At 34.4% G+C, this 24,899-nt stretch carries 21 protein-coding genes; 13 read left to right on the top strand and 8 right to left on the bottom strand.

The window, feature by feature from the left end:
* Positions 1–27: 27 nt before the first annotated feature.
* The 7 genes from EA412_10450 (at position 28) to EA412_10420 (ending at position 7,827) form a co-directional block, all read left to right on the top strand.
* Positions 28–2,154, top strand: coding sequence for a fatty acid oxidation complex subunit alpha FadJ (locus EA412_10450; protein ID TVR77696.1), 2,127 nt, complete (start codon positions 28–30; stop codon positions 2,152–2,154).
* Positions 2,155–2,200: 46 nt separating this feature from the next.
* Positions 2,201–4,633, top strand: coding sequence for a penicillin acylase family protein (locus EA412_10445; GenBank protein TVR77695.1), 2,433 nt, complete (start codon positions 2,201–2,203; stop codon positions 4,631–4,633).
* Between the two features lie 35 nt (positions 4,634–4,668).
* Complete coding sequence (locus tag EA412_10440) at positions 4,669–5,019, top strand: hypothetical protein (protein TVR77694.1); 351 nt, start codon at positions 4,669–4,671, stop codon at positions 5,017–5,019.
* Between the two features lie 10 nt (positions 5,020–5,029).
* Entirely contained in the window at positions 5,030–5,896 is an 867-nt protein-coding gene (locus EA412_10435; protein ID TVR77693.1) for a DUF1571 domain-containing protein, read from the top strand.
* A 3-nt stretch (positions 5,897–5,899) separates the two neighbouring features.
* The gene (locus tag EA412_10430; GenBank protein TVR77692.1) at positions 5,900–6,481 is read left to right on the top strand and encodes a tRNA-(ms[2]io[6]A)-hydroxylase; all 582 of its coding nucleotides are present in this window, start codon (positions 5,900–5,902) and stop codon (positions 6,479–6,481) included.
* Positions 6,482–6,520: 39 nt separating this feature from the next.
* A complete protein-coding gene (locus tag EA412_10425) occupies positions 6,521–6,931 on the top strand; it encodes a hypothetical protein (GenBank protein ID TVR77691.1) in 411 nt (136 codons plus the stop codon).
* A gap of 134 nt (positions 6,932–7,065) precedes the next feature.
* On the top strand, positions 7,066–7,827 hold the full coding sequence (locus tag EA412_10420) for a T9SS C-terminal target domain-containing protein (GenBank protein ID TVR77690.1): 762 nt from the start codon (positions 7,066–7,068) through the stop codon (positions 7,825–7,827).
* 61 nt (positions 7,828–7,888) lie between these two features.
* Here the strand turns inward: EA412_10420 and EA412_10415 are convergent, their stop codons facing one another.
* From EA412_10415 to folK, 4 genes are all read right to left on the bottom strand, one after another.
* A complete protein-coding gene (locus EA412_10415; GenBank protein ID TVR77689.1) occupies positions 7,889–9,097 on the bottom strand; it encodes an L-2-hydroxyglutarate oxidase in 1,209 nt (402 codons plus the stop codon).
* Between the two features lie 112 nt (positions 9,098–9,209).
* Positions 9,210–12,071 carry a TonB-dependent receptor gene (locus EA412_10410; protein ID TVR77688.1) on the bottom strand — a complete coding sequence of 954 codons (2,862 nt, stop codon included), beginning with the start codon at positions 12,069–12,071 and terminating at the stop codon, positions 9,210–9,212.
* 280 nt (positions 12,072–12,351) lie between these two features.
* Positions 12,352–12,990 (bottom strand): deoxynucleoside kinase, encoded by a 639-nt coding sequence (locus tag EA412_10405; GenBank protein ID TVR77687.1) that lies wholly within the window; start codon positions 12,988–12,990, stop codon positions 12,352–12,354.
* Positions 12,991–13,085: 95 nt separating this feature from the next.
* Positions 13,086–13,619 carry a 2-amino-4-hydroxy-6-hydroxymethyldihydropteridine diphosphokinase gene (gene folK, locus EA412_10400; GenBank protein ID TVR77686.1) on the bottom strand — a complete coding sequence of 178 codons (534 nt, stop codon included), beginning with the start codon at positions 13,617–13,619 and terminating at the stop codon, positions 13,086–13,088.
* Between the two features lie 114 nt (positions 13,620–13,733).
* Between folK and sppA the strand changes: the two genes are divergently transcribed.
* From sppA to EA412_10380, 4 genes are all read left to right on the top strand, one after another.
* Positions 13,734–15,503, top strand: coding sequence for a signal peptide peptidase SppA (gene sppA, locus EA412_10395; GenBank protein TVR77685.1), 1,770 nt, complete (start codon positions 13,734–13,736; stop codon positions 15,501–15,503).
* A 241-nt stretch (positions 15,504–15,744) separates the two neighbouring features.
* Positions 15,745–17,127, top strand: coding sequence for a PAS domain S-box protein (locus EA412_10390; protein ID TVR77684.1), 1,383 nt, complete (start codon positions 15,745–15,747; stop codon positions 17,125–17,127).
* A 33-nt stretch (positions 17,128–17,160) separates the two neighbouring features.
* Positions 17,161–17,814 carry a DNA-binding response regulator gene (locus tag EA412_10385; protein ID TVR77683.1) on the top strand — a complete coding sequence of 218 codons (654 nt, stop codon included), beginning with the start codon at positions 17,161–17,163 and terminating at the stop codon, positions 17,812–17,814.
* 2 nt (positions 17,815–17,816) lie between these two features.
* Entirely contained in the window at positions 17,817–18,695 is an 879-nt protein-coding gene (locus EA412_10380) for a ketosamine-3-kinase (GenBank protein TVR77682.1), read from the top strand.
* On the opposite strand, the gene EA412_10375 is transcribed toward EA412_10380, so the two are convergent.
* Entirely contained in the window at positions 18,692–20,278 is a 1,587-nt protein-coding gene (locus tag EA412_10375; GenBank protein TVR77681.1) for a hydroxymethylbilane synthase, read from the bottom strand. The genes EA412_10380 and EA412_10375 overlap by 4 nt on opposite strands.
* A 28-nt stretch (positions 20,279–20,306) precedes the next feature.
* Positions 20,307–21,587 carry a glutamyl-tRNA reductase gene (gene hemA / locus EA412_10370; protein TVR77680.1) on the bottom strand — a complete coding sequence of 427 codons (1,281 nt, stop codon included), beginning with the start codon at positions 21,585–21,587 and terminating at the stop codon, positions 20,307–20,309.
* Between the two features lie 117 nt (positions 21,588–21,704).
* On the opposite strand from hemA, the gene EA412_10365 reads away from it, so the two are divergent.
* The gene (locus EA412_10365; protein TVR77679.1) at positions 21,705–23,000 is read left to right on the top strand and encodes a pyridoxal phosphate-dependent aminotransferase; all 1,296 of its coding nucleotides are present in this window, start codon (positions 21,705–21,707) and stop codon (positions 22,998–23,000) included.
* Between the two features lie 178 nt (positions 23,001–23,178).
* A complete protein-coding gene (locus EA412_10360) occupies positions 23,179–23,682 on the top strand; it encodes an SAM-dependent methyltransferase (protein TVR77678.1) in 504 nt (167 codons plus the stop codon).
* 4 nt (positions 23,683–23,686) lie between these two features.
* Here the strand turns inward: EA412_10360 and EA412_10355 are convergent, their stop codons facing one another.
* Both EA412_10355 and EA412_10350 read right to left on the bottom strand, forming a co-directional pair.
* Positions 23,687–24,151, bottom strand: coding sequence for a hypothetical protein (locus EA412_10355; protein ID TVR77677.1), 465 nt, complete (start codon positions 24,149–24,151; stop codon positions 23,687–23,689).
* Between the two features lie 216 nt (positions 24,152–24,367).
* Entirely contained in the window at positions 24,368–24,772 is a 405-nt protein-coding gene (locus EA412_10350) for a hypothetical protein (protein TVR77676.1), read from the bottom strand.
* Positions 24,773–24,899: the final 127 nt, after the last annotated feature.

Below are 24,899 nucleotides of genomic sequence, written 5' to 3'. Positions count from 1 at the left end.
CTTCTAAAGTTTTAAAAAATACCTTATATGCAATTTGCTACCCTCAAAATAATAGATAACATAGCCGTTATTTTTCTGGATAAAGAAAATAGTTCAACGAATACCATTTCTCCTGATATGCTGGAAGGTTTTCAGGATTTATTTAATACTGTTAAGGAAGATTCAGATATAAAGGGAGTAGTTTTAAAGAGTAGCAAAAAAGACTTTATTGTTGGTGCTGATATTGAATGGTTTCAGAATATTGAATCAAAAGAAACAGTGCGGAATTTAGCTACTCAGGGGCACAACTTGTTAAACGAAATAGAGAATTTTCCGAAGCCCGTTGTGGCAGCTATTGATGGTGCGTGCATGGGTGGAGGATTGGAAATTGCAATGGCTTGTCATGCAAGAGTAATCACCCGCTATAACACTATTCTATCTTTACCAGAAGTGAGGCTGGGTCTTTTACCCGGCTTAGGAGGCACTCAAAGATTACCGCGCTTAATAGGATTGCAAAAATCTTTGGATATGTTATTGACGGGTAAAAATATTTATCCGCCACAGGCCATTAAATACGGTCTTGCAGATAAAATAGTCGAACAAAATAACTTGTTACAGTCATCCATTTATTTATGTAAAGAGATAGCTGCCGGCACTTTCAAAAAGAACAAAATTAAAAAAAGCATTTTAAACAGATTGCTTGATAATACAGGAGTAGGACGAAATATAGTTTTTAAAAAAGCCGGTGAAATGGTTTATCGTCAAACTTTAGGAAACTATCCGGCTCCGGCAAAAATCATAGAAAGTGTAAAAACCGGCCTGAATAAAGGAATGAAAGCAGGTATTGAATCCGAGATTAATAATTTTTCTGAATTAGTTCTCACAGAGGAAAGTAAGCAGTTGGTGAATCTTTTTCTCGGCATGAATAAACTGAAAAAAAATCCTTTAAAAGATCAGGCTAAAGAGCTTAAAAATATTTGGATTGCCGGTGCCGGCCTGATGGGTGGAGGTATAGCAGAAATTAGCATTCCAAAAGAATACCGGGTCACAGTAAAAGACATTAAAGAAGAGTCTTTACAAAAATTAAAAAAAGATATTTGGAAAAAGTATGAAAAGGGAAAAGCCCAAAAGAAATTCCCTCCAAGTATTGCTGAAAAGGAGTTTAATCGACTAACTACCTCAATTGATTTTTCCGGTGCAGAACATGCTGATATAGTTATTGAAGCAGTTTTCGAGGATTTAAAAATCAAACAGCAGTTACTGTCAGAATTTGAAAGTAAAACGCCTGAGCATTGTATTTTCGCTTCAAACACATCGGCTTTACCAATTAAAGATATTGCAGCACATTCAAAAAGAAAAAGTCAGGTAATTGGTATGCATTATTTTTCTCCGGTGCCAAAAATGCCATTGCTTGAAATAGTAGTTACTGAAGACACTGCTGAGTGGGTCACAGCTTCAGTTTTGGAATTAGGGGTTCGTCAATCAAAAGTGTGTATAGTTGTAAAGGATGGCCCGGGATTTTACACAACCCGAATTTTGGCACCTTACTTTAATGAGGCTCTTCTTTTACTGGAAGAAGGAGCAGGCATACCTGAGGTTGACAAAGCGCTCAGACAGTTTGGATTTCCGGTAGGCCCAATTACCCTTTTGGATGAAGTAGGATTAGATGTAGGTGCACATGTTATGGGTGGCGCTTTAATTGAGCATTATAAGCTCAGGCCGGGAGCAAAACCGTCAGCTTTGGTTAAAAAACTCTATGATGCCGGCTTTCATGGTAGAAAAAATAAAAAAGGCTTTTTTCAGTATGATGAAAAAACCGGAAAAAAAGTAAGAGGGAAGGCCTATCCGGGAATTTATGATATTATTGGAACAAGCGGTGATGTGACTGTTTCTCCGGAAATCATTGCGGAAAGACTTTCTATGGTAATGGTTAAGGAAGCATTAATGTGCCTGGAAGAGAAAGTTATTGAAAAGCCATTGGATGGGGATATAGGAGCGGTTTTTGGATTAGGTTTTCCTCCTTTCAGGGGTGGACCTTTCAGATATTTAGATATTTTAGGGAATGAAGCGGCAGTAAAAAAGTTAGAGAGTTTATCAGATACTTACGGAGAACGATTTTCTGTTCCGGACATATTAAAAGAGCAGGCTTTGAAGCAAAAAAAATGGTATGATTAATGAAGATTTTTCAGCTAAATATAACTTTAATCGAAAATAAAAGAAAATGAAGACAAAGCGTATAATTACGTTTTTTATAGCCCTGGGAATCACAACATTATGGCTATGGGCAGTCAACAGACCTTATGGTCCATTACCGCCACCTATCAAATTTTTTAGTCCTTTTGAAGGGTATCTTCAAAATGCGGAGTCTGCAAATCAGAAAATTCCTAAAGTAAACACTAATTTGAAGGAGTTAAAAGAACCGGTAGATGTTTATTTTGATGATAGGAGAGTCCCGCATATTTTTGCCCAAAATGAATATGATTTGTTTTTTATGCAGGGTTATTTAACTGCATCAGAGCGTTTGTGGCAGATGGATTTTCAAATACGTGCTGCATCCGGCAGATTATCAGAGATTGTAGGTGCCGTTGCTTTGGACTTTGATCGGCTTAATAGACGTAAAGGCATTGCATTTGGTGCTGAGCAGTTTATGGAAAGTTTGAATGGAACTGAAGAGGAAAAAATATTAAAAGCTTATGTGGATGGGGTAAACGCTTATGTTAATAGACTGAGCTACCGGGACTATCCCCTTGAGTTTAAACTCTTAAATTATGAACCGGAAGAGTGGTCAGTTTATAAAACCGCACTTTTACTTATGTATATGTCAGACATGTTGGCCGGTCATGATAACGATTTTGCCTATACAAGAGCTTTAGAAGAGCTTGGAAAAGAGTTGTTTGATATATTATATCCTGATTTTTTTCTTGAAGATAGTCCGGTGATTACTTTTGATGAAGGTAAAATCTTTAATCTGCCTCAATTAGATACACCTGATTTAAATCCGGTTTTTACCGGTAACTCAAAAGCGAGTTTGCCGAAAGCTGCTGATAGAGCATTGGGTAGCAATAATTGGGCATTATCTGCTGATTTAACATTAAATGGGAACCCTTTACTTTCCAATGATCCGCATCTGGCCTTAAATCTGCCTTCAATTTGGTATGAAGTTCAGTTACATTCACCCGGAATAAATGTTTATGGAGTTAGTTTACCCGGATCGCCTTCAGTAATTATCGGTTTTAATGAGCACATTTCTTGGGGAGTTACCAACTCGGCACTTGATGTAAGAGATTGGTATTCAATTGATTTTGAAGATGAAACACGAAGCACTTACAGATTTGATAACCAATGGAAGCAAACCGAGAAACGAGCAGAAGTTTTTCATGTTAAAGGAGAAAAACCTTTTATAGATACGGTTATTTACACCCATTGGGGACCGGTAACCTACGATGAAAATTTCAACGTTCATCCGGATTTTATAAATTTTGCCTGTCGTTGGATTGCTCATGACCCTTCTTTAGAGCATATTACTTTTTATAGTTTGAACAAGGGTAAAAATTTAAAAGATTATCAAAAAGCTTTAGAATATTATAGTACACCCGGTCAGAATTTTGTTTTTGCCTCTAAGGAAGGAGATATTGCTTTAACCCATCAGGGATTATTTCCGGCACGTTGGCCGGAGCAGGGCAAATTTCTAATGGATGGAAGCAAGCCTGAAAATGCCTGGCAGGCATTTATTCCACAGGATGATTTACCAAGAGAGATTAACCCGGAAAAAGGCTATGTGAGCTCAGCAAATCAACATCCTACTGATAGTGCTTATCCTTATTTTTATACAGGCTTTATTTTTGAAAATTACAGAAATAGGAGAATAAATGAATTACTCTCTGAAATGGAAAATGCAACTGTTGAGGATTTAAGAATAATGTTAAATGATAATTATAATTTGATGGCTGCAGAAGTGCTTCCCTTAATGCTTTCATCCATCAATCAGCTTGAGAATTACGATGAATATGCAGAAAAGTGGGTAAAAAAACTCACTGAATGGGATTATTTTAATGAAGTTGATTACAAAGCGCCTACTTTATTCCAGTTGTGGCATGATAGTCTCATGCATCAATTGTGGAGCGGTTTAAAACAACTGGATCCGGCAATTCCTTTTCCACATGAGTTTGTAAGTCAACAATTACTGGAAAAGTATATTGATACTCTTTGGATTTTGCCTACGGGTAGAGAAGGTCATATGCAAACAACAGGAATTATAAATACTTCGTTTGTAAAAGCTATTGAGCAAATAAAAAGATGGGAAGCCGTTAATGAAGTTGAAGCGAGCTGGGGTGATTTTAAGGGAACCCGGCTGGCACATCTTGCAATGATTGAACCTTTTTATGTAAAAAACCTTCCTATAGGTGGGAATAAACATATTGTAAATGCTACCAGCACGACTCATGGTCCATCGTGGCGTATGATTGTTGAGTTGGGTGATACTGTTCAGGGATATGGGATTTATCCGGGTGGACAATCCGGTAATCCGGGGAGTTATTTTTATGATAATTTTGCTATGGATTGGGCCGTTGGTAAACTCTATGAGCTAACATTTTTACATTCTAAAGATGATGCTGAAAAATTGAGTTTACATAAAGTTGAGTTTAAGCCCTGATTGATTACTATTGTGTTTTTTTTAAAAAAAATGAAATGAAGCTTATTACAAATATTATTTTTATTGGATTATTTTGTTTTATTGGTCAATTATTCTTTCCCTGGTGGATAGTTATTATCGTCACTTTTTTGATAGGGTTTTTAAGAAAAGGGAAAAGTAGTCAAGCCTTTATCAGCGGGTTTATAGGCGTTGGGTTACTTTGGCTTTCCTATGCAACCTATCTGGATGTCGGAAACGGACAACGCTTAACCACAGCCATTGCTGAAGTAATGAGCCTTAATCCTTCGTTTTTCCTCATCATGGTAACCACTTTTTTGGGAGCTGTGCATGGCGCACTGGGTGCATGGACAGGAAACTTATTAAGAAAACTTTTTGAATTTATATAAATTTATTTTTATGGGTATTAAGCTTTTATTTACTATTTTCATGCTATTGGCAATCACTTATTCATCCTTGGCAGATATTCAAAGAAGACCCGATGCCTATACCACACTGGAAAGAATGTTAGAGCATATTGAAAATGTTGAAGGGCTAAAATTTAAGCTACGGTCATGGGAGCGTTTAGATGATGAAATGAGCTATAATGAAATCATAGGGAAGTTAAATGTTCGTCCAACTAAGATTTATATTTATAGTGTCTCCAGTCCTAATAAAGGCGCAGAAGTGCTTTATGTTGAAGGAGAAAGAAATGGAAGAGCTTTAGTAAACCCTAACAGTTTCCCTTATGTCAATGTTAACCTGAATCCTTTAGGAAATCAAATGCGAAGTGATCAGCATCACACCATTTTTAATACCGGATTTGAATTTTTAGCCGGTATCATAAGGCATGCAAAAGAATCCCGCCTTGATGGTCAATCTCCTGATGAGTTTTTAGAAATCGAGCATAACGTCTTTTTTGCCAATCGTTTAACACATAAAGTTACAATTATTGACCCTGATTTTACCTATGTGGACTATACTATTCAAAATGGAGAAAGCCTTAAAGATATTGCGGACAGGAAGTTCATTTGTGAATATCTTATAGTTGAGAAAAATGGTTTTAGGAATTTTAATAGTGGAAGATCGGGACAAACTATTCAAATACCGACTTCCTATGCTAAAAAGACAGAACTTTATATTGATATCAGGAACTATCTTCCCATCGGTCAGTTTATGTATGATGAAAGAGGGTTGTTTGAACGATATGAATTTTATGATGTAGAGGTAAATCCGGATTTCGCCGACGATGAATTTACTTCTTCTTTTCCTGATTATAATTTTTAAAAAATGTTAGGCTTAAAACTACCAACAGATCCAAGATGGGTAAACTTAGCTGAAAAAAGTTTACATGAAATTTTAACAGATCATGCATATTGTGAGCAAAAAGCAGCTTCAACCTGTATCTCCCTGATTCAATCATATCCTGATAAAACGAAGTTAGTTGAAGAGTTAACACCGGTTGTTACAGAAGAATGGGGGCATTTCAGAATGGTTTTGCATGAATTAAATAAAAGAGGTTTAAACTTAGGGTTTCAACGTAAAGATGAATACGTAAATAAATTACTCAAGCTACAGAAAAAGGGCTTGTCAAAAGAGGAAAGCTTAACAGAGAAATTATTAGTTGCAGCTTTAATTGAAGCCAGAAGTTGTGAGCGATTTAGAATTTTATCCTTACACATCTCTGATGATAATTTAAAAGAGTTTTATCACAAACTAATGATTGCAGAAGCCGGTCATTACAGAATGTTTTTAGACCTGGCTATCTTTTATTCTGATGAAGAGAAAGTAAAAAAAAGATGGCAGGAATATCTTAATGAAGAAGCAGCAATAATGAAAGAAATTGAATTGAGAGGAGATAGGGTTCATTAATGGAAACTTTTATATCTCATTAATGTTATTATTTAGTAAATGATAGAAAATCAGATAAATAAACTTATTAAAACGTTTCCACTTTGGTTCCAATTCAGTGTGCCTTTTGCTTTGGGCTTATTAGGTATGCTGATTGCTAGGCTTAGTATGCCGGAGCAAAACCATGAGTGGAGAGTAGCAGCCGTATTTTTGCTGATTTTTGTGGTTATAAATCCTATTTTGGGAATTTTCAAGGAAAATTGGGGCAAATATACTTTACATTCTTTTCCAGTTTTTGTTATACTATTCGTACTGATGTTAATATCGGCAGATTCTATTTCACTGCTTTCAATCGGAGACATAGCTGAATATAAACTGATTTTTCTTCTGGTAGGCATGTTCTATTTCCTGCTTACTCTCATGGCTTTATTGTACCGTACAATCAATGAGTTTTTTCAAAAAATGCAGTAATTTCTTCAGAAATGTACTTTATACTATACTGTATATTTCCTAATTGTTAAAAAACTAATCCGCTTAAAGTTATTATATTAGGCCTAAATGTTTATTTTTGTCAGTATAATTTACTAAAACTAAAACAATTAAAAATGAAAAAAGAATTATTTATTTTTTCTGTGCTTTTTATAGCATTCAGAACTTTAGCATTCGCACAATGCACACCGGACTTTACAATTGATGAACCGGGTTTATCACCTGATGATTCAGATTTGGATTGCATAGTACAGGGTGAAGCTTATGATGCAACAATTCAATTTAAAAACTTTGAAGAATTTGAATTTGGCGGTAACGTTGTAAACGTTAATTCAATCAGAATAGATTCTATTAACAATGGCCCTTCAGGAATTGAGTGGGAAACAAATAAATCAGACAATACTTTTGCTTCAGGCGAAAACGGTTGTATCAGAGTATTTGGAACAACAAATGATCCAATGGCTATTTATCCATTAAGTATTATTGTTACAGCTGACGTTGATGGTGTTGGTGTTATACAGGTTGATGCAGCATCTCAGGGCTTAGGTTATAGTCTTAGAGTAAAAGAACCGGGAGCTGAATGTCCGGAAATTGAAACAGGTGTTCGTGAAATATCTTCTGTAGTATCTTTTGAGCTTTCTCCAAACCCTGTAAAAGCAAATGCAAACATCAACTTTAATTCTAACGAGACAGCTTCATTCGATGTTGAAGTGTTTACTTTAGGTGGACAGTTAGTTAATACACAGAAAATGGAAGTAGTTAACGGATTTAATAATTTGTCATTAGACATGAGTACACTTTCTAATGGTGTTTATATTATCTCTTTAAGAGACAAAAATAATAACAGAATTACTGAAAGAATGGTTATTGCAAACTAATAAGACATTTTAGTCAACAATTTATTGAACGCGGTTGCTGAAAAGTAACCGCGTTTCTTTTTTATACAAGAGAGAATTTTTTCTGTGCAAGATTGGCAACTTCTTCGCCAATAGCCAGGCCTGAGGTAGCAGCCGGAGATGGTGCATTTAGCACATGAAGTGAATTGTGGTTATATCGAATTTCAAAATCGTCTATCATAGCACCATCAGGACCTAAAGCCATAGCTCTCACACCGGAACGACCCGGTTTTATATCATCCGCTTGCAAATCAGGAATTAAGCCTTTTAAACGGTTTAAAAACATTTTCTTAGAAAAGGCTCTTTTATATTCATCCAAACCAAACTGCCAATGTTTCATAAATAGTTTCCAGGTACCTTTGTAGCTTAATGCATCCATAGTCTCTCCAAAGTGAAAGTCTGTTTTTCCATAACCCTCTCTTTTAAAAACAAAAACTGCATTTGGACCGCATTCTATAGTGCCATCAACCATGCGGGTAAAATGAACCCCTAAAAATGGAAAAGCAGGATTCGGTACAGGATATATCAGATTTTTAACTTTTTCTTTTCCTTTTTCAGTTAAATCATAGTAATCTCCCCGAAAGCCAACAATCCTGGAGGTTCTTTTCAGACCATCCAGTTCAGCTATTTTATCACTGTATAAGCCGGCACAATTAACTATATACTTACATTTTATACTGTTTTTATCCGTTATGATTTCGTTATAATCATTATGTTTTACAATCTTTTTAACTTTTAAACCTGTTAGTACTTCGCTTTGTGTAAAAGATTGTTGAATTAATTCCTGTAGTTTTTTAGTAACAGATTTAAAACTGATAATACCGGTGCAAGGTACCCAAATACCACGAACGCCAACACAATGAGGCTCAATTTCTTTAATCTGAGCGGAATCTATAAATTCTATTCCTTCAACTTCATTTGCAATACCGTTAGAAAATATTTTTTCAAGAAAAGGAATTTCTGTTGTTTTAGTTGCTACCACAATTTTACCACATACCTCATGAGGGACTTTGTATTTTTTAGCAAATTCAACTAACTCACGCCTCCCGGTGACACAGTTTTTAGCTTTGTAGGAGCCGGGTTTATAATACAATCCGGAATGGATAACTCCTGAATTTCTACCCGTCTGATGTTGTCCGACCTCACTTTCTTTTTCCAGTACGGCTATTTTTAAATGAGGGAAACGTTTATTGATTTTATAAGCCGATGATAATCCAACTATACCGCCACCTATTACAATTATATCGTACATTTTATCTTGATTAACCGGAAAATCTTTTTAAAATAAGCCTCAACAGGCAATTTGCAAATATACAATCCACTGTATAAATGCAACTTAAAAAGTTGAAAATTCTAAACCGGTATTAGAGTCTGAATGCTAAACCCAACATAATATTTCTTGGTGGATGAAATCTTGAAGGGTCATTCGGTGGTCGATTACCGGATCGGGGGTCACGGGGGTCATTAAATCTGGGATCTCTCCATTCAGTTGGTACATTGTCACCATCTTCATATGCACGGCCTGTTACAGGATTTATAATAGCTGCATTTTTTGTGTTTAAAGCATTGGTAATTTCTATGGTTAATGCTAAACTGGTGCTTCCGATATCCCACCATTTTCTATAATTTAAGTTTAGCCAAAACAGTGATTGCCCGATTTCAGAAAACCGTTGCTCAGGATCACTTTCCATTTCATAAATGGGTCTGTCACTTGCTGTTTCTAACCCAACAAAATTATATCTGGTATATCTTCGACCGGTTCTGTATATAGCTTCTACATATAAACTCATTTTATTGAGAGCTTTCACTCCAAATAGTCCATTATCGTCATTCTTAGTAAAAATGGCATAAGCTTTTAAATCAATTGGAGTGTCCCAGGCTAAAGGAGTTTCCCGAGTTGTTTCGCGTATGCCGGTTGATAAGATATCTTGCAAAGTTTCTGATGAGGAGGAGCTTTGTCCCGTTGCTTTTGAATACGAAAATGATATTTGTCCGTTAAACCATCTTGAAATTCTTTTAATATAACTAATCTCTATACCTCTGGATCTGGCATAATCAGAATTTATTCGAATAGTTCTGTTGACATCTCTGCCTGTAAAATCCTGTATCAAAACAGATGAAGAAGTTATGAAATCATATTTATCTCTCCAAAAAGCTGTGAAGTTAAATGCGTCATTCATGGTTAGCTGTGAGCGAAGGCCAACTTCATAACTGATATCTACTTCAGGGTCTAAATCAGGGTTTCCAAGTCTTGACAATGTTGATCGATCTGTAAAGAAGGGATCTAATCCGGTATAGATAAAAGAGGGATGAGGCATTACAGTTGAATGTCCGTAGTTAAAATACATCATTGTATTTTCTCTTATTGGAAATGAGGCAGAAACTCTTGGCAGTAATCTGGATTTAAAATAGCGGTCTCCAACTCTCGTAGATTTTGAGATATAAGATTCTCTAATTTCGTCTCTAATGGGAGCGTCAGGGTTGTTGATAGCGTCATCTACAAATTTGCCCGGCATCCAAACTTCATATCTGGCGCCAATTTCAGCAATTAAACCTCTGAAACGAAGTCGGTTAGAAGCATAAATTGCTCCTCTTAAAGGATTTACTTTCCATACATCACTTAAATCACCCAAACGGAAACTCTGGCTTATACTGCCATCAGCTAATTCTACAGGTGCTCCAATCCAGGGGCGAATGATATCGACCCACAACATTTCCTGGGGCACTACCTCTACACCGAAATGCAATCGATTGTAAGTATCTTTCGAGTAAAGAGTACCGCTTGCTCTCATGGTATATTCCACTACATAGTGATCGTGCCATAAAGTAGCTATTCCATTATTATTAAAAAGTCCGGGGCCGGGTAAAACAAAAACTATTGAATCATCCGGATTGAAGTTAGAGGTTGGGAATTCAACTATAGAACCCGGATCAAACTCGCTATCTACATTCAAAGGTCTCCAGTCTCTGCCATTGGCATCTGCCCTTAATTTAACATATAGTCTAGAGGCAAGTAAACGATATGTAAACCTGTCACTTGTTGTATGTGACCAGGATAAAGTTTGTAAGTTGGTGTCGTGTGTGTAAGTATTGGCATTGTCAGGCTGCAATGAAAATAAATATTGATAACCCGGACGGAAGGTAACATCATTACCGGTAATTCTCAATAAGTTCGTGTTTTGATTAATTGTCAGTGATTTTAAGTAACTAAAACGCAAGCGCTTTCTGGAATCAATATTATAATTGATATTGAACATCATAGAGTAACGGTTATCTTGCCTTGGAGACCACGATTCAGAAGGATAAATAGAGGATTTTAAGCGATCTGGTGGATTCCTGGTAAAATCATCGGAATGATATGTTTTGAAAGAAGTAAAATAGCGTATTTCCCCCGGTACTACTTTATTAAGTGTTTTAGCAGGGCCTCCAAAGCCAAGTTCTATTTCGCGGGTGTTAAAAGTAGATTCCCAGCCATCATTAAACCCAAAGTTGTCTGTTTTATAACTTGCATTTAATTCAAATTCCCGACCACCTGAGCGAGTGCTTGCATCAACTATACCGGAAGTTGCATTTCCATATTCAACGCCCATTCCGCCCGTGGTTACTTCAATATTGCTTATTGCATTTGTGCCTAAATCTAACCCAAAGCCTGTTCCCGCCAAAGGATCTCTTGCAGAAACTCCATCTATATAAAATCCGGTTTCATAATCTCTTCCGCCTCTAATATAAAGCCCTTCCGGATTTTGGACAACTCCCGCTTGTGTGTTTAAAAGATTTTGAATTTGCCTTACCGGTGCCGCTTCAATCACATCACTACTGATAACAGACTGACTTCTGGATTCATTTACATCTACTAACGGACGTTCACCTACAATGACAATTTCCTCATCTATAGAAATAGAGCCTTCACTTAATGTGATATCTAAAGTGACAGTTTCTCCTCTTTGAACTCTAATTCCTGTATGGACAGTTCTTTCATAGCCTAAGTAACTAAACTCAATATTATATTGACCATGAGGTACATTTTCAAGCCTGTAGTTTCCGTCAAAATCTGTTGAGGTACCAATGGAAGTTCCCTGAATAAAGACGTTTACACCAATTAATGGCATATTATCCCGCTTATCCTTTACGTTTCCGCTAATAGTTCCTGTTTGAGCAAAACCACTTATTGAAAGGCTTAATAAAAACAATAAAAACACAGCTATAATAAGTATCCTTGAATTCATGATAAACTATTAACTATTTAAAAATTTGAATCCCGAGAAATTGATGTAAATACTGTTAAACTTTATAAACGTAAACAGAGTTGATTTTTCTAAGATATTCATTATTTGTTAATTGAGTGCATTAAGTATTGCAGAAAATTTGTAAAATTAAAAATGCTTTGAGAACCTAGTATCTTATTTCAAAAATACCTTAAAAAATTATTCTAATGAGGTAAAATTAATGATCTTATCGAAAAACAATAGAGGAAATAAAGAATTTAAAATTAAATTAACCTTCACCTTAATTATTTAGCCATATTTCATGCATTTTACTTTCCCATTTTTTATTCATAATACGTTGAATGGCGTTAAAATTTTGGGTGTTTTCAATAAACTCTTCTTCTCCTGCATGCACAACTACAACCGGGCAATTTTCCAAATTCCTAAAAAATGTAAAATAGGCTTGCTCCACTTTTTTAAGATACTCGGAAGAGATAGATTGTTCATATTCACGACCACGCAAGGCAATCTGTCTTTTCAGCCGTTCAATTGGAACGTGTATATAAATAACTAAATCCGGCTTAGGTAAATTGGAATAAATAATCTCATAAAGTCTTTTGAAAAGTTTTAATTCCAACTCTGAAAGTGTTATAGAGGCAAACAAAAGCGATTTAGAAAAGTGATAATCCGCAATAGTAATCTGCTGAAATAAATCCGGCGCATTAAAATCATCGATCAGTTGCTGATAGCGTTCTGCCATAAAAAATAATTCTAAGGGGAAAGCATTTCGCTTAGGGTTTTCATAAAACTTTGGAAGAAAGGGATTGTCAGCAAAGGACTCAAAAAGAGTTTTTGCATTGATTAATGAAGCAGATTTTTCAACAAGCGTAGTTTTGCCGGCTCCTATATTTCCTTCTATTACTATATATTGATTTTCCATTGTTTATTAATCGTACAAAAAAACAAAATTTAATTCAGCTGAAAGGCTCTAAATTGAATTTTAAAAAAACTAAATTATTATGAATAAAATTAGACTCATGCATTTTGCCAGTTTAATGGATTGCAATATTTTTCAACAGGGCTATTATCTTCGCATAAATCAAGTGCTTTTGATATGCTGATTTCAATTACTGGCAGTACATATTCCGGTGAAATCTCATTGAAAGGAACTAAGGTAAATCGACGATTTAAAATTTCCGGATGTGGAATCGTCAGTTTATCACTTTTAAATACTTTATTTTCACAACATAGGATATCTATGTCAATTTCTCTCGGACCCCATTTATACGTTTTTTGTCGACCAATAATTCGCTCTATTTTTTGAGTAATTTCAATAAGACTATCAGGCTTGAAAGGGCTTTCAAGAATCAAGACTCTGTTTAAAAAAAAAGACTGATTTTCTTCTCCCCAAGCCGAAGTCTTATATATCCACGAGGCATTTTTGATTTGACCGGCATTTGATTTTAACAACTCTTCCGTTCTTAGAAGATTTGATAAAACATTTCCTACATTTCCTCCGGTTAGAATATGGTAATACAATTGAAGTTTTTTTTTGGGGGTTTTCTTAATTGTTCAAAAATAATAATTTTAAGTGCAAAGAAATAGACTTATATTTGCAAAGTTATTTTGTGCTTTTTAGTACTTTTTTAATATCACAATCTCTAAACATTAATTGTTTTTATCATGAAATCATTTTTTAAAATATTTTTCGCCACAATTTTAGGCTTTTTTACCTCATTGATAATCTTATTCTTTTTCGGAATGATAATGATTTTTGCAATTGTATCTTCTTTCAGCAAGGAAGAGAAGGTTAGCCTTGAGCCCAATACCATTTTAAAATTAGACTTGAATTACCAAATCCCTGAAAGAACCAGTAATAATCCTTTTGACAGAATTAGCTTCCCAAGTATGGAGTCAACTAACTTTCTGGGTTTGGATGAGATAACGACAAATATCCGTAAAGCTGCTCAAAGTGATGATGTTAAAGGGATATATTTGAATTTAGGTATCATGACTTCCGGCTATGCAACTCTGGAAACAATTCGCAGAGAATTGGATAAATTTCGTGAAACCGGAAAGTTTGTTGTTGCTTATGGGGAAATGATTAATCAAAGAGCTTATTATTTAGGGTCTGTTGCCGACTATCTTTTTTTAAATCCGGTAGGTTTATTGGAATTAAGAGGGTTTAGCAGTGAGGTTGTTTTCTTTAAAAATATGTTTGAGAAGTTAGGAATAGAATTTCAGGTTTTTGATGCCGGTAAGTATAAAAGTGCTTCTGAGCCATTTCGATTAGAAAAAATGAGTGATGCCAACAGAGAGCAGCTTGAAGAATATATCTTTGATGTTTACCACAATTATCTTGATAAAGTTGCTACGTCAAGAAACATAGAATTTAACCGATTGGATGAAATTGCTACTGAATTTGAAGCCAGATATCCTTCAATTGCCTTGGAGCTTGATATGGTTGACGGCTTAATGTATGAAGATGAAGTCCGCGATCATATCCGTTCAAAGTTAGCTTTAACTCAGGATGAGAAATTTCCACTTATTTCATTAAATCGCTTCCGTTCTGTTCCCGGAGAAAAAGAATCGGCCAGTAGAGACAGAATTGCAGTACTTTATGCTGAAGGTACAATAGTCGATGGTAAAGGTTCCAGAGATAATATTGGTTCTGAGAGTTTTGTTTCAACCCTTCGCAAAATAAAAGAAGATGATAGAAATAAGGCTTTGGTAATTCGAATTAACTCACCCGGAGGAAGTGCTTTAGCTTCAGAAGTTATTTTAAGAGAGATAAATCAGGTTAAAGAAAAAATGCCTGTCATTGTTACTATGGGCAATGTAGCAGCTTCCGGCGGATATTATATGGCCTGTACTGCTGATAAGATTTTTGCACAAGATTTTACAGTTACCGGATCTATTGGTGTATTTGGATTATTGCCGAATATGGAAGGCTTTTTTAATGAAAAAATAGGGTTGACATTTGACAGAGTACAAACCGGAAGATTTTCTGATTTAGGTGATGTTTCCAGACCTTTAAATGAATTTGAAAAAGAAATTATTCAAAGTGCAGTAGATAGCATATACATTAACTTTAAACAAAGAGTCTCAGATGGCAGAGGCTTTTCAATGGAATATACAGAATCAGTCTCTCAGGGTAGAATTTTCTCAGGAACTATGGCTCTTGAAAACCAACTCGTAGATACTTTGGGCAATTTATCTGATGCTATAGCTTATGCCGCCTGGGTTTCAGAACTGGAAACTTATAGAATTGCATATTATCCTGAGCAAAAAGACCCTTTTGAAAGTTTGTTGGAGGGATTTGCAGGCGGAATTCAGAAAAGAATATTGCAAACTGCTATGGGTAAAACCTTTCAATACTATCAACAAGCAGAACAGGCTTTAGAATATCACCCTTTTCAGGCCCGCATGCCTTTTGAAATTCGCTTAAATTAACTGATAAAAAGAAGCATTCCGTTCAAATAAGTTGAAAACCATTACTGAGTAAATTCGGTAGTGGTTTTTTTTTCTACAGATTCCCGTTAATTTTTTCTTTGAAGACCTATGCTATTAATTAGATATAGTTAAAATCGCTAATGCTGTGTGTGTATTTTTTTCTACAATTATTGTTTTAAAATTTGCTTTAAATGTTAAATAATGATAACTTTAATGTTAAGGTTAATTAACTAAATATTCAATGCGCAACAGAATAGATTTCAAAAATATGAATCAACTGCTGGAAACATTAGACGATATAGTTTGGTCTATTGAATATCCCGGATTTAAAAGGCGTTTTATAAATTCAGCAGCTCAAAAAGTCCTGAATATTGAAATTGAAAAGTTGTATACAGATGAATATTTATGGGAGAATCTAATTTATAAAAGTGACTTACCTAAATTCAAAGAAGAATTTGAAAAACTAGTTAAGTTAGGAGAAAATAATTTTGAATACAGAATTTTAAGACCGGATGGTCAGATTCGTTATATACACGAAAGAGCTTGGGTTGTTTTCGATGAAGATGAAAAGCCAATCAGGGTTGAAGGGGTTGCAAAAGATATTACCAGCCAGAAAAATACTGAGGATGAATTTTTTAAAGGGAAGGAGCTTTATCTGACAGTTTTAAAAAACTTGCCCGGATTTGCCGTTTTTGTATTTTCCCCTTTTTTAAAGGTCATATATGCTGATGGTAAGCTGCTGACAGAAAAAAAAATAGATAAGAAAAAACTGCTTAATGCTTCTTTGAAAAGGGCTATAAAAAACTTCACAGCCGAACCTTTAAATCTGATTCGAGATGTTTTTAAAGGCCATTCTTTTAAGTTTGAGGCTTATAATCAAGCTAATTTTTATGAATTTTCATTTAGCCCCTTACGAGACAAGATGGGACGTATTGACTCCGGTATTTTGATAGTTAATGATCTGACTGAAACAAAAATCTATTCAAATAGTGTTGTGCGCTCAGTTTTGCAAACTCAAGATCTTTTAAACAATAAATTAGCACTAAACATACATGAAGATCTTGGGCAGATGATTTTTAGTGTTAAACTCCAGATAGATAAAATGGAAAAGCATATCCGAAATCAGGATGGAGCAGAAGCCGAAGAGCTTAAGAAGATAAAAAATCATATCTGTGAAGCTATTGCACAAATCAAGAATATTTCTCAGGACCTGTCACCTAGTCAGCTGGATGACTTTGGAGTCCAAACAGCCCTGCCAAATCTGTGTTTAGAGATAGAAAGGAAAAAAAATGTCAACATTACACTACGCCAAAAGTTTAGAACAGGTAGATTCAATAAAGAATTTGAATTAAGTATTTATAAATTTTTTCAGGAAACATTAGCTATATTGATTGATAAACAAGACTCTAAAAATATAAGTATATTTATAAGTGAGAGAGGTGGCTATTTTAATCTGAAAATAGTAAATGATGGCATTAGTTTTGATAGTGATTCAATGAATTATACATTCAAATTGGAAGCAAGAATAAACGCTTTTAACGGAAGCTTGAGAATAATTCCGGGGGTTGATAGTCTGAATAAAATTTTAATACAGATTCCCGTAAATGAAGCCTCAGTAGTTTAGCCTTATTCTTTTTTTTTATCAAAATTAATTATTATGAAAGAAATTAAAATTCTTATTGTTGACGACCATCCTATGGTTCGCTTTGGAATTAAACAGTTAATAGAGTCTGAAAAAGATATTAAAGTTATCGGAGAAGCATCTAATGGCAAAGAAGCTTTGAGTTTTATTAAAGAGCAAATGCCGGACGTAATTTTAATGGATATTAAAATGCCGGAAATGAGTGGAATTGATGCCACAAAAAAAATATTTGAAATGTTTAGCGATGCTAAAATTCTAGCTTTATCAATGTTTTCCGATAGCACTTATATTTTAAATATTTTAGAAGCCGGTGCCGCAGGTTATGTATTGAAAAATGCTGATAAAGATGAATTGGCTGAAGCGATACGTGTTGTTAATCAAGGGGATAGCTTTTTTACTGATGAAGTGGCTAAAATAATGATGGATGAACTAGTTAAAAGTTCAAAATCTATCAAAAAAAATGATACAGAAAGTTTAGTAGACAGTATTCTTTCAGATAAAGAGAAGGAAATTTATGATTTGATTCTTCAGGGCTTTGATAAAAAGTCAATTGAAGATATGATGGGTATGTATTCTTCAACTTTGAGGAATTATCTGTATAGAATCAGAAATAAATTCCAAAAAGCAGGTTTCTACGATCAGTTAAAAAATGTCACTTCCCTTAAGTAACTATGTCAGTTGAATTAACTGAAAAACTTGTATTAGAAGCTTTTACAGAGAATAATATGCCAATTTCGCAGATACACTCAATGTCTGCTGTAGGAGGTGGGTGTATACACAATGCTGTATTACTCCAAACAAATAAAGGGCCTTTTTTTCTTAAATGGAATAAAGGCCCTTACGCTTTTAGTCAATTGTTACATGAGAAAATTGGATTAGACTATCTTAACGAGAAAAAAGTAATTCGTACTCCTGAAGTACACTTTTTATATAAAGTCGATGAATTAGCTTTGCTGGTACTTGAGTATATAGTTGAAGGAAATCCGACAACTTGTGATTGGAGAGATTTTGGAGTGTCAATAGCTAAATTGCACAAGCATAGTCTAGATAAATTCGGATTCAAGGAAAATAATTTTATTGGAAGTTTACCTCAATCAAATGAATACCAAGAAAGTTGGGCAGACTTTTTTATTTATCAACGAATTGAACCTATGCTAAAAATGGCAGATCAAAGTGGTTTAATCGATTCAAGTTTAAAGAAGTCTTTTAGCAATTTTTATAAAAGTGTAAATGAAATCTTTCCTGAAGAGAATCCTGCTTTAATACATGGTGATTTGTGGTCAGGGAATTTTTTATTTAATAAAAAAGGTATTCCATACATTTTTGATCCCGCTGTATATTATGGACACAGAGAAATCGAACTGTCGTTTATGAAGCTTTTCGGTGGATTTTCACCGGAATTCTTTAAATCTTATGATGAAGCATTCCCTCTGAAAAAAGGATTTGAAGAGAGGGTACACTTCTACAATTTATATCCATTGCTGGTTCATGTAAACTTATTTGGCAGCAGCTATCTTCAGGGAATTAAAAGGGCTTTGTCAAAATTTTAGTTTTGTAACTCAAGTGAAAACAAAGCATCCGCTAAAGCCAGTTCAGTATGTACAGCTGCAACTGCATTAACTTTAACATCAAAGCCTTCAATGGTGTTTGCCGTCGGCTTACCAATAGCAACTATCTTTTGATGATTAGCTGCTTTATGCTTTTTAAAGTAAGTGCGGGCATTCAATGAACTTGTAAATACAAGCACATCCATATCTTCCATGTTTTCAGGATCTTCTATAGGTTCGTTTTCGTAGATGTTGAGAAGCTTGCAATCATTACTATTGTGCAATAATTGTATGATTTTAGAAGAACGGTTAACCGCTCCCGGAAATAAAATTATTTCGCCTCTATTTTTCTCTTCAAAACTTTCTGCTATATCCGTATTCCTGATTTGGGTTCCAATAAAATCAACATCATGGCCTTCGTTTTCAATTCTTAATGCCGTTGATTTACCAATAGCAGCTATCTTTTTATTTTTTACAAAAATTTGAGAGGCCGGATTTTTAAAAAAATAGTCAACAGCTCGCTTAGAAGTGAAGAACATCCAGTCACATTCTATATTATCCAGACTAAATTGAATAGGGGAAAAGTCTACAAATGATTTGTCAGTTATTTGATAACCATTATATTCTGTGATCTTTTTAAATAAGGAGCTTTTTTCTAATTTTCGGGAAATAAATATCTTGCCTCGGCTTTTAGATTTCAATTGTTTAGTAATGGTATCTGCATTAAATTCACTAGTATCATTAAAGTTCAGGTATATTCTTTTGGGAGTTGTCTCAGCGTCGTTTGAAAGGCTGCTCCATAGATGGTATCGATTGTTTTCAGATTTACAGTAAATTCCTGCCGGTATTTGACAACCCCCTTCGATACTTTTCAAAAGTTCTCTTTCTAACTTTGTGATTAAAGCGCTTGCTTTATCTTCTATTTGCTGAATGAAATGCTGTAATTCTAAATCCTCTTCACGTATTTGATATGCTAAAACGCCTTGTGCAGGAGCCGGAATAAAGTATTCAGGATCAAGTTGCTTAACAATGAGTGTTTCAGGCGTAATTCCTAATCTTTCCAGTCCGGCAGCTGCCAATAATATTGCATCATACTTTCCATCAGTCAGCTTCTGCATTCTTGTCTGTACATTTCCTCTCAGGTCTCTTATCTCTAAATCATTTCTAAAAAATAATAATTGTGACTTTCTTCTAGGTGCAGATGTTCCAACTATGGCATTATCTTTTAACCACAAAGTGGCATCTTTTTTAAATGCATCTTTTCGGATTAATAGTAACTCAGAAGGGTTTGCTCTTTCTGAAACACCTGCTATAATAAGTCCTTTGGGAGAAACTGTCTGCAGGTCTTTATGAGAGTGAACGGCTAAATCTATTTTTTTATCGAGCAGGGCTTCTTCAAGTTCCTTTGTGAAAAACCCTTTGCCTTCCATTTTATCAAAGCTTAAATGCTGAATTTTGTCACCTTGTGTTTTAATGATTTTAATTTCAGCATTTACTCCTTTATCAGCTAATTTTCTTTTAGCATACTCAGCCTGCCAGAGAGCCAGCTTACTGCCCCTGCTTCCTATTATAATCGTTCTGTCCATAGTTTAAATTTCTACTAAAGTACAGAATTTACTCTGTTTCTAACTGATCGAGCAACTTTTCTTTTGCAATTCGCATGGGAATACCGATATATTTCTTTTCCATATACCCGGTTATCTTTTCTATTAGCTCGCGATTGTAAGGATCAAGTTTTTTTACTTCTTTACCAAAAACTTCTTCAATAGCTTTTAAGCGCAGGTCTTTGATACTGTCAGGCAAACTACTCATTGCCAATTCAATTTGTCTTTCTTTATATAGTTTATAAAAGTCCTCAACAGATTTTAGGATAATTGTCTTTGCTTTTTTTACTTCTTTTTCTCTGAAACAGATGTTTTCAACTGCTAATTTCTTTAGGTATTCTATGTCGATAAGCTTAACGTTTGATAGTGCACCACATTTATTATCAATATTTTGGGGTACACCCAAATCAATCAATATTTTTTGACTACTTTCTGTGGGTCTACTTTCTAAGACAAAACCTTTATCAATAATTGCGTTATTCGTATTTATACAACTAATCAGAATGTCAAAATTGCCGGAATAACTCTTTAAATCATCCAGTGAGTGAAAGCTTCCATCTTTAAATTTACGGGCTATTTTCTCTGCATTTTCAATGGTTCTGTTATAAACACTAATGTTTTTAAAATTATGTTTTAATAAAAATTTGCTGACTAATAAATTTGTTTGCCCGGCTCCGATTAAAAGAATTTTTGATTGCTTACTTACATTGTTTGATATCAATTCCTTTATTGCAAGAGATACAATAGAAACCGGCTTTTTATTTATATCGGTTTGTAAAAAGGTCTCTTTAGCAGTGGTTACTGCTTTTTTATACACAATCCTTAGTGCATCACCGGTTAAATTCATTTCTCTGCATGCATAATAAGAATCTTTATATTGCTTAAGGATTTCTCTTTCACCAACAACTAAGGAGTTGATAGAACTTACTACTTCAAAAATATGATTGATAGCATTCTTACCTTCGTAAACACGGGCAAGCTTAATTGCATTGCTGATTTTATCTGATGATAAATGTGAAAGAGTATATTCAAAAAAATCTTTGATAAATGTATGATCCAGATTTTTATTTGAAACAAAAAAATAGCATAAGCGATTACAAGTAGATAAATACTGCATTTCAGCAATATTAAATTCCTTCATTATGCTCCTGAGCTTTAGTTCAAGAGGATTGCTTTTTTCAGTATTTCTTCCGGAGCCAAATTTAAGGTTGGTTTCGGGTAATAAAAAGTCACCTAATTCCCTGATATTGGTATCTTTATGAGTGATTGTTATGACTTTGTAGTTTTTCAACTTTGTGCTTTGTATTTATAACAGCAAAAATCTACCTAATTACAGATTAGTTTGTCATATTTTTGTCATAACGCTTATTTACTTGCTATTTGAAATGATTCTAAATAAACATTATTAATGCTTACTAATACTCAATTGGTTAATCCGAATATTTCGGGTTTGAAAGAGTCAGCAACACTGGCCATTAATGGATTGGTAAAAGATAAACGATTAAGAGGTGAACTTGTTTACAATATGGGTTTGGGTCAGTCACCATTTCCGGTTCCTGATGCTGTTGTGAATGCATTGAGAAATTTTGCCCCTCAAAAAGATTATTTACACGTACAGGGTTTGTATGAGTTACGGGAAGCTATCTCAGAGTTTCATTTTAAGAAGGACAGCATAAAGTTAAATCCGGAAAATATTATAGTTGGTCCGGGCTCCAAAGAGCTATTGTTTCTCTTACAGGTAGCCTTTTCAGGAGATATTTTATTGCCTAGCCCATGCTGGGTTTCATATATACCACAGGCAAAAATCATTGGACGAAAAGTTTCCCTGATACAAACCCGTTTTGAAGACCGCTGGCGAATTACCCCTGAGTTGCTGGATTCAGTATGTAACCAGAGAGTAGATAAAGACCTGCCGGCTGTTTTAATTTTAAATTATCCGGGAAACCCTGACGGCATGACTTATAGCAGGGATGAGTTAAAAAAATTAGCTAAAGTGGCTCGGGATAATAATATAATCATTCTTTCTGATGAAATTTACGGTCCGCTAAATCATAGAGATAAACATTTATCTATCGCAAGATTTTATCCGGAGGGAACAATTTTGAGTTCGGGTTTGTCGAAGTGGTGTGGAGCCGGTGGTTGGCGCCTCGGTTCCTTTTCTTTTCCGGAAGGTTTAGATTGGCTGAAAGATGCTATGTGTGTTGTTGCCAGCGAAACTTTTACCTCCGTAAGCGCTCCTGTCCAATATGCAGCAATACAGGCGTTTAAAGGAGGAAGTGATATTGAAAGATACCTGACTCACTCCAGACGCATACTATCCGTTTTAGGATATGAAACTGCAAGTATACTTCTTAAAGGAGGGCTTAAACTACATTTGCCGGAGGGAGGGTTTTATCATTTTGTAGATTTTGAACCTTATCGAAAGAAATTGGCAAAACTCGAGATAGTTAATAGCGTTTCATTGTGTAATTATATGTTAGAGCATCTCAATGTGGCTGCCCTGCCCGGTCATTCTTTTGCAAGACCACTGAAAGAGTTAACTGTTCGGATGGCGTATGTCGATTTTGATGGTACTAATGCTTTAGATCAAAGTTATAAGACAGCAATTAGTAAAAATCTGGATTTAAGCTTTTGTGATACTCATTGTCACAATGTACTGGAAGGAAATAGAGTTATTGTAAAATGGTTAAAATCACTAAGTTAATGGGGTAAGCAGATATAAAATTGAAGAAACGGCTGATGGCTCTTTTACTATTTTTGATAAAGAAATAGGAGCTACTTTTCATTCTTCACATGGAGCGCTGAGAGAAAGTCAATTAGTCTATATTGAAAATGGCCTTCAGTTTTATCATGAAACCTTAAATCATGAAACTGTAAATATTTTGGAGTTGGGTTTTGGCTCCGGCTTAAATGCTGCTTTGGCCTTTCAGTTTCTGGATTTGAATCCCAATCTAAAAATTAACTATTTCAGTCTTGATGCCTATCCGGTAGACAGCATTTCCCTAAAAGAGTTTAATAATAATCTGACAAAACAAATGCCCGCTTTGTCACAAAAATTAGAGTTACTCCAAATGGCACACTGGGGTGAATGGGTTAACTTTCAAAAGGATTTCAATTTATACAAGAAAAAATGTTTTTGGAATGATCGCTTAGAATTTACTGCAGATATAATATTTTATGATGCATTTGCCCCTTCTGTGCAACCTGAGATGTGGATTGACCATTCGGGAAAACTCATTTATGATCGTTTGAGAATAGGAGGGATAATGGTGACTTATTGTGTACAGGGACGATTCAGAAGGCTTTTGGAAGAATGCGGTTTCAGAACAGAAAGATTGAAGGGCCCACCCGGAAAAAGAATTGTTTTAAGAGCTTTAAAAGAATAAAATATTATGAAATTAACTTTTCCCGAAGCATAAACTCTAACTGCTCGTTAGAAGATTGAAGTTTTGAAATTAACTTTTCTCTTTCTTTTATTTTTTTAAATTTAGTGTAGGCATCACTAAGGATTTTTTTAAGCTCAGATGAAATTTTATCTTCCGATAAAAAGGCAAATACGTGATACTTATTCACAGCTTCGAGAACTTTTTCTTTAGTGACATCATTTGAAATGATAATTCGTGTTAAAGCAGGAAATTTACCTTTTAAACCTTCAAGAATCTTTGTGTAATCAGACTTTAGATTTCTTTCGTCTATTAAGAGCACTCTGATTTCTGAGTCATCTAATTGTTTTAATACTGATTTTTTATCACTCACGGAAATAATAGTATAGTCCTTAGAAAATTTTTGAATTTGACTTTGTACGTCATTAGCAGGATTTTCAAAGCAAACAACTGTAAATTTCTTAGAGGACATATATTTTATTAAAAGATTTAAAAATATATGACTAAGATAGAGAAAAGTTTGATTTTATTCTAAAAAAAAGAGTTTTTTTTTATTTTATGAATGAAAGATTTATAAAAGAGCTTAAAACTTAATACATGACGGAAATTTAAATAATACAGAGCCTTAATATACTACCTGAAAGGCTCAGGTTTTAAACGGGTTTTATAAGTTTTTTTTAAAATATACTTAGTAAGTGATTAACCCTGAATGAAAGTTACCAAATTGATCATACAAGTTGTAGATATATTCTCCATCAGCCAAGTATCCTTTGTTTACTGTAACTTCACTGTCAGAGATGAAGTGGTAAGAGTCAACTTTTTCACCGTTTAATGAAAATATTTCAAGAGTGTATGGTTGATTAAATCTATTTTCAAAAGAAAACTTGAAACTGCTGTTATCTATTTTACTGATATCAAATTTAGGTAATGAGTTCAATAATTCTGTTTCATTAACTTCTGTTTTTATTCCTAATTCCTCTAAATAGACTTGCATTTCATCATTTTCAAGGTGAAAACTTTGAGTATCATTATTTGCAAAAGAAGAAAAGCTGATAAGAACTAAAACAGATAGAGACAGAATTAAATTTTGCATAATAGTATAAGATTTAAACTAAAAAAAAGAATCAGGGTAGGAGAGGAGTGTTTCTCAACGGAAACAACAGTAAGATAAAAGCAAAATTTATAAAAGTCAAATTTTTTTTTAAAAAAAGTTCTTTTTT

The sequence above is a fragment of the Chitinophagaceae bacterium genome (assembly GCA_007695095.1).
Classification (GTDB): domain Bacteria; phylum Bacteroidota; class Bacteroidia; order Chitinophagales; family REEL01; genus REEL01.
Note: the sequence above shows the minus strand (reverse complement) of the source record. Positions and strands in the feature narration are given on the sequence as shown.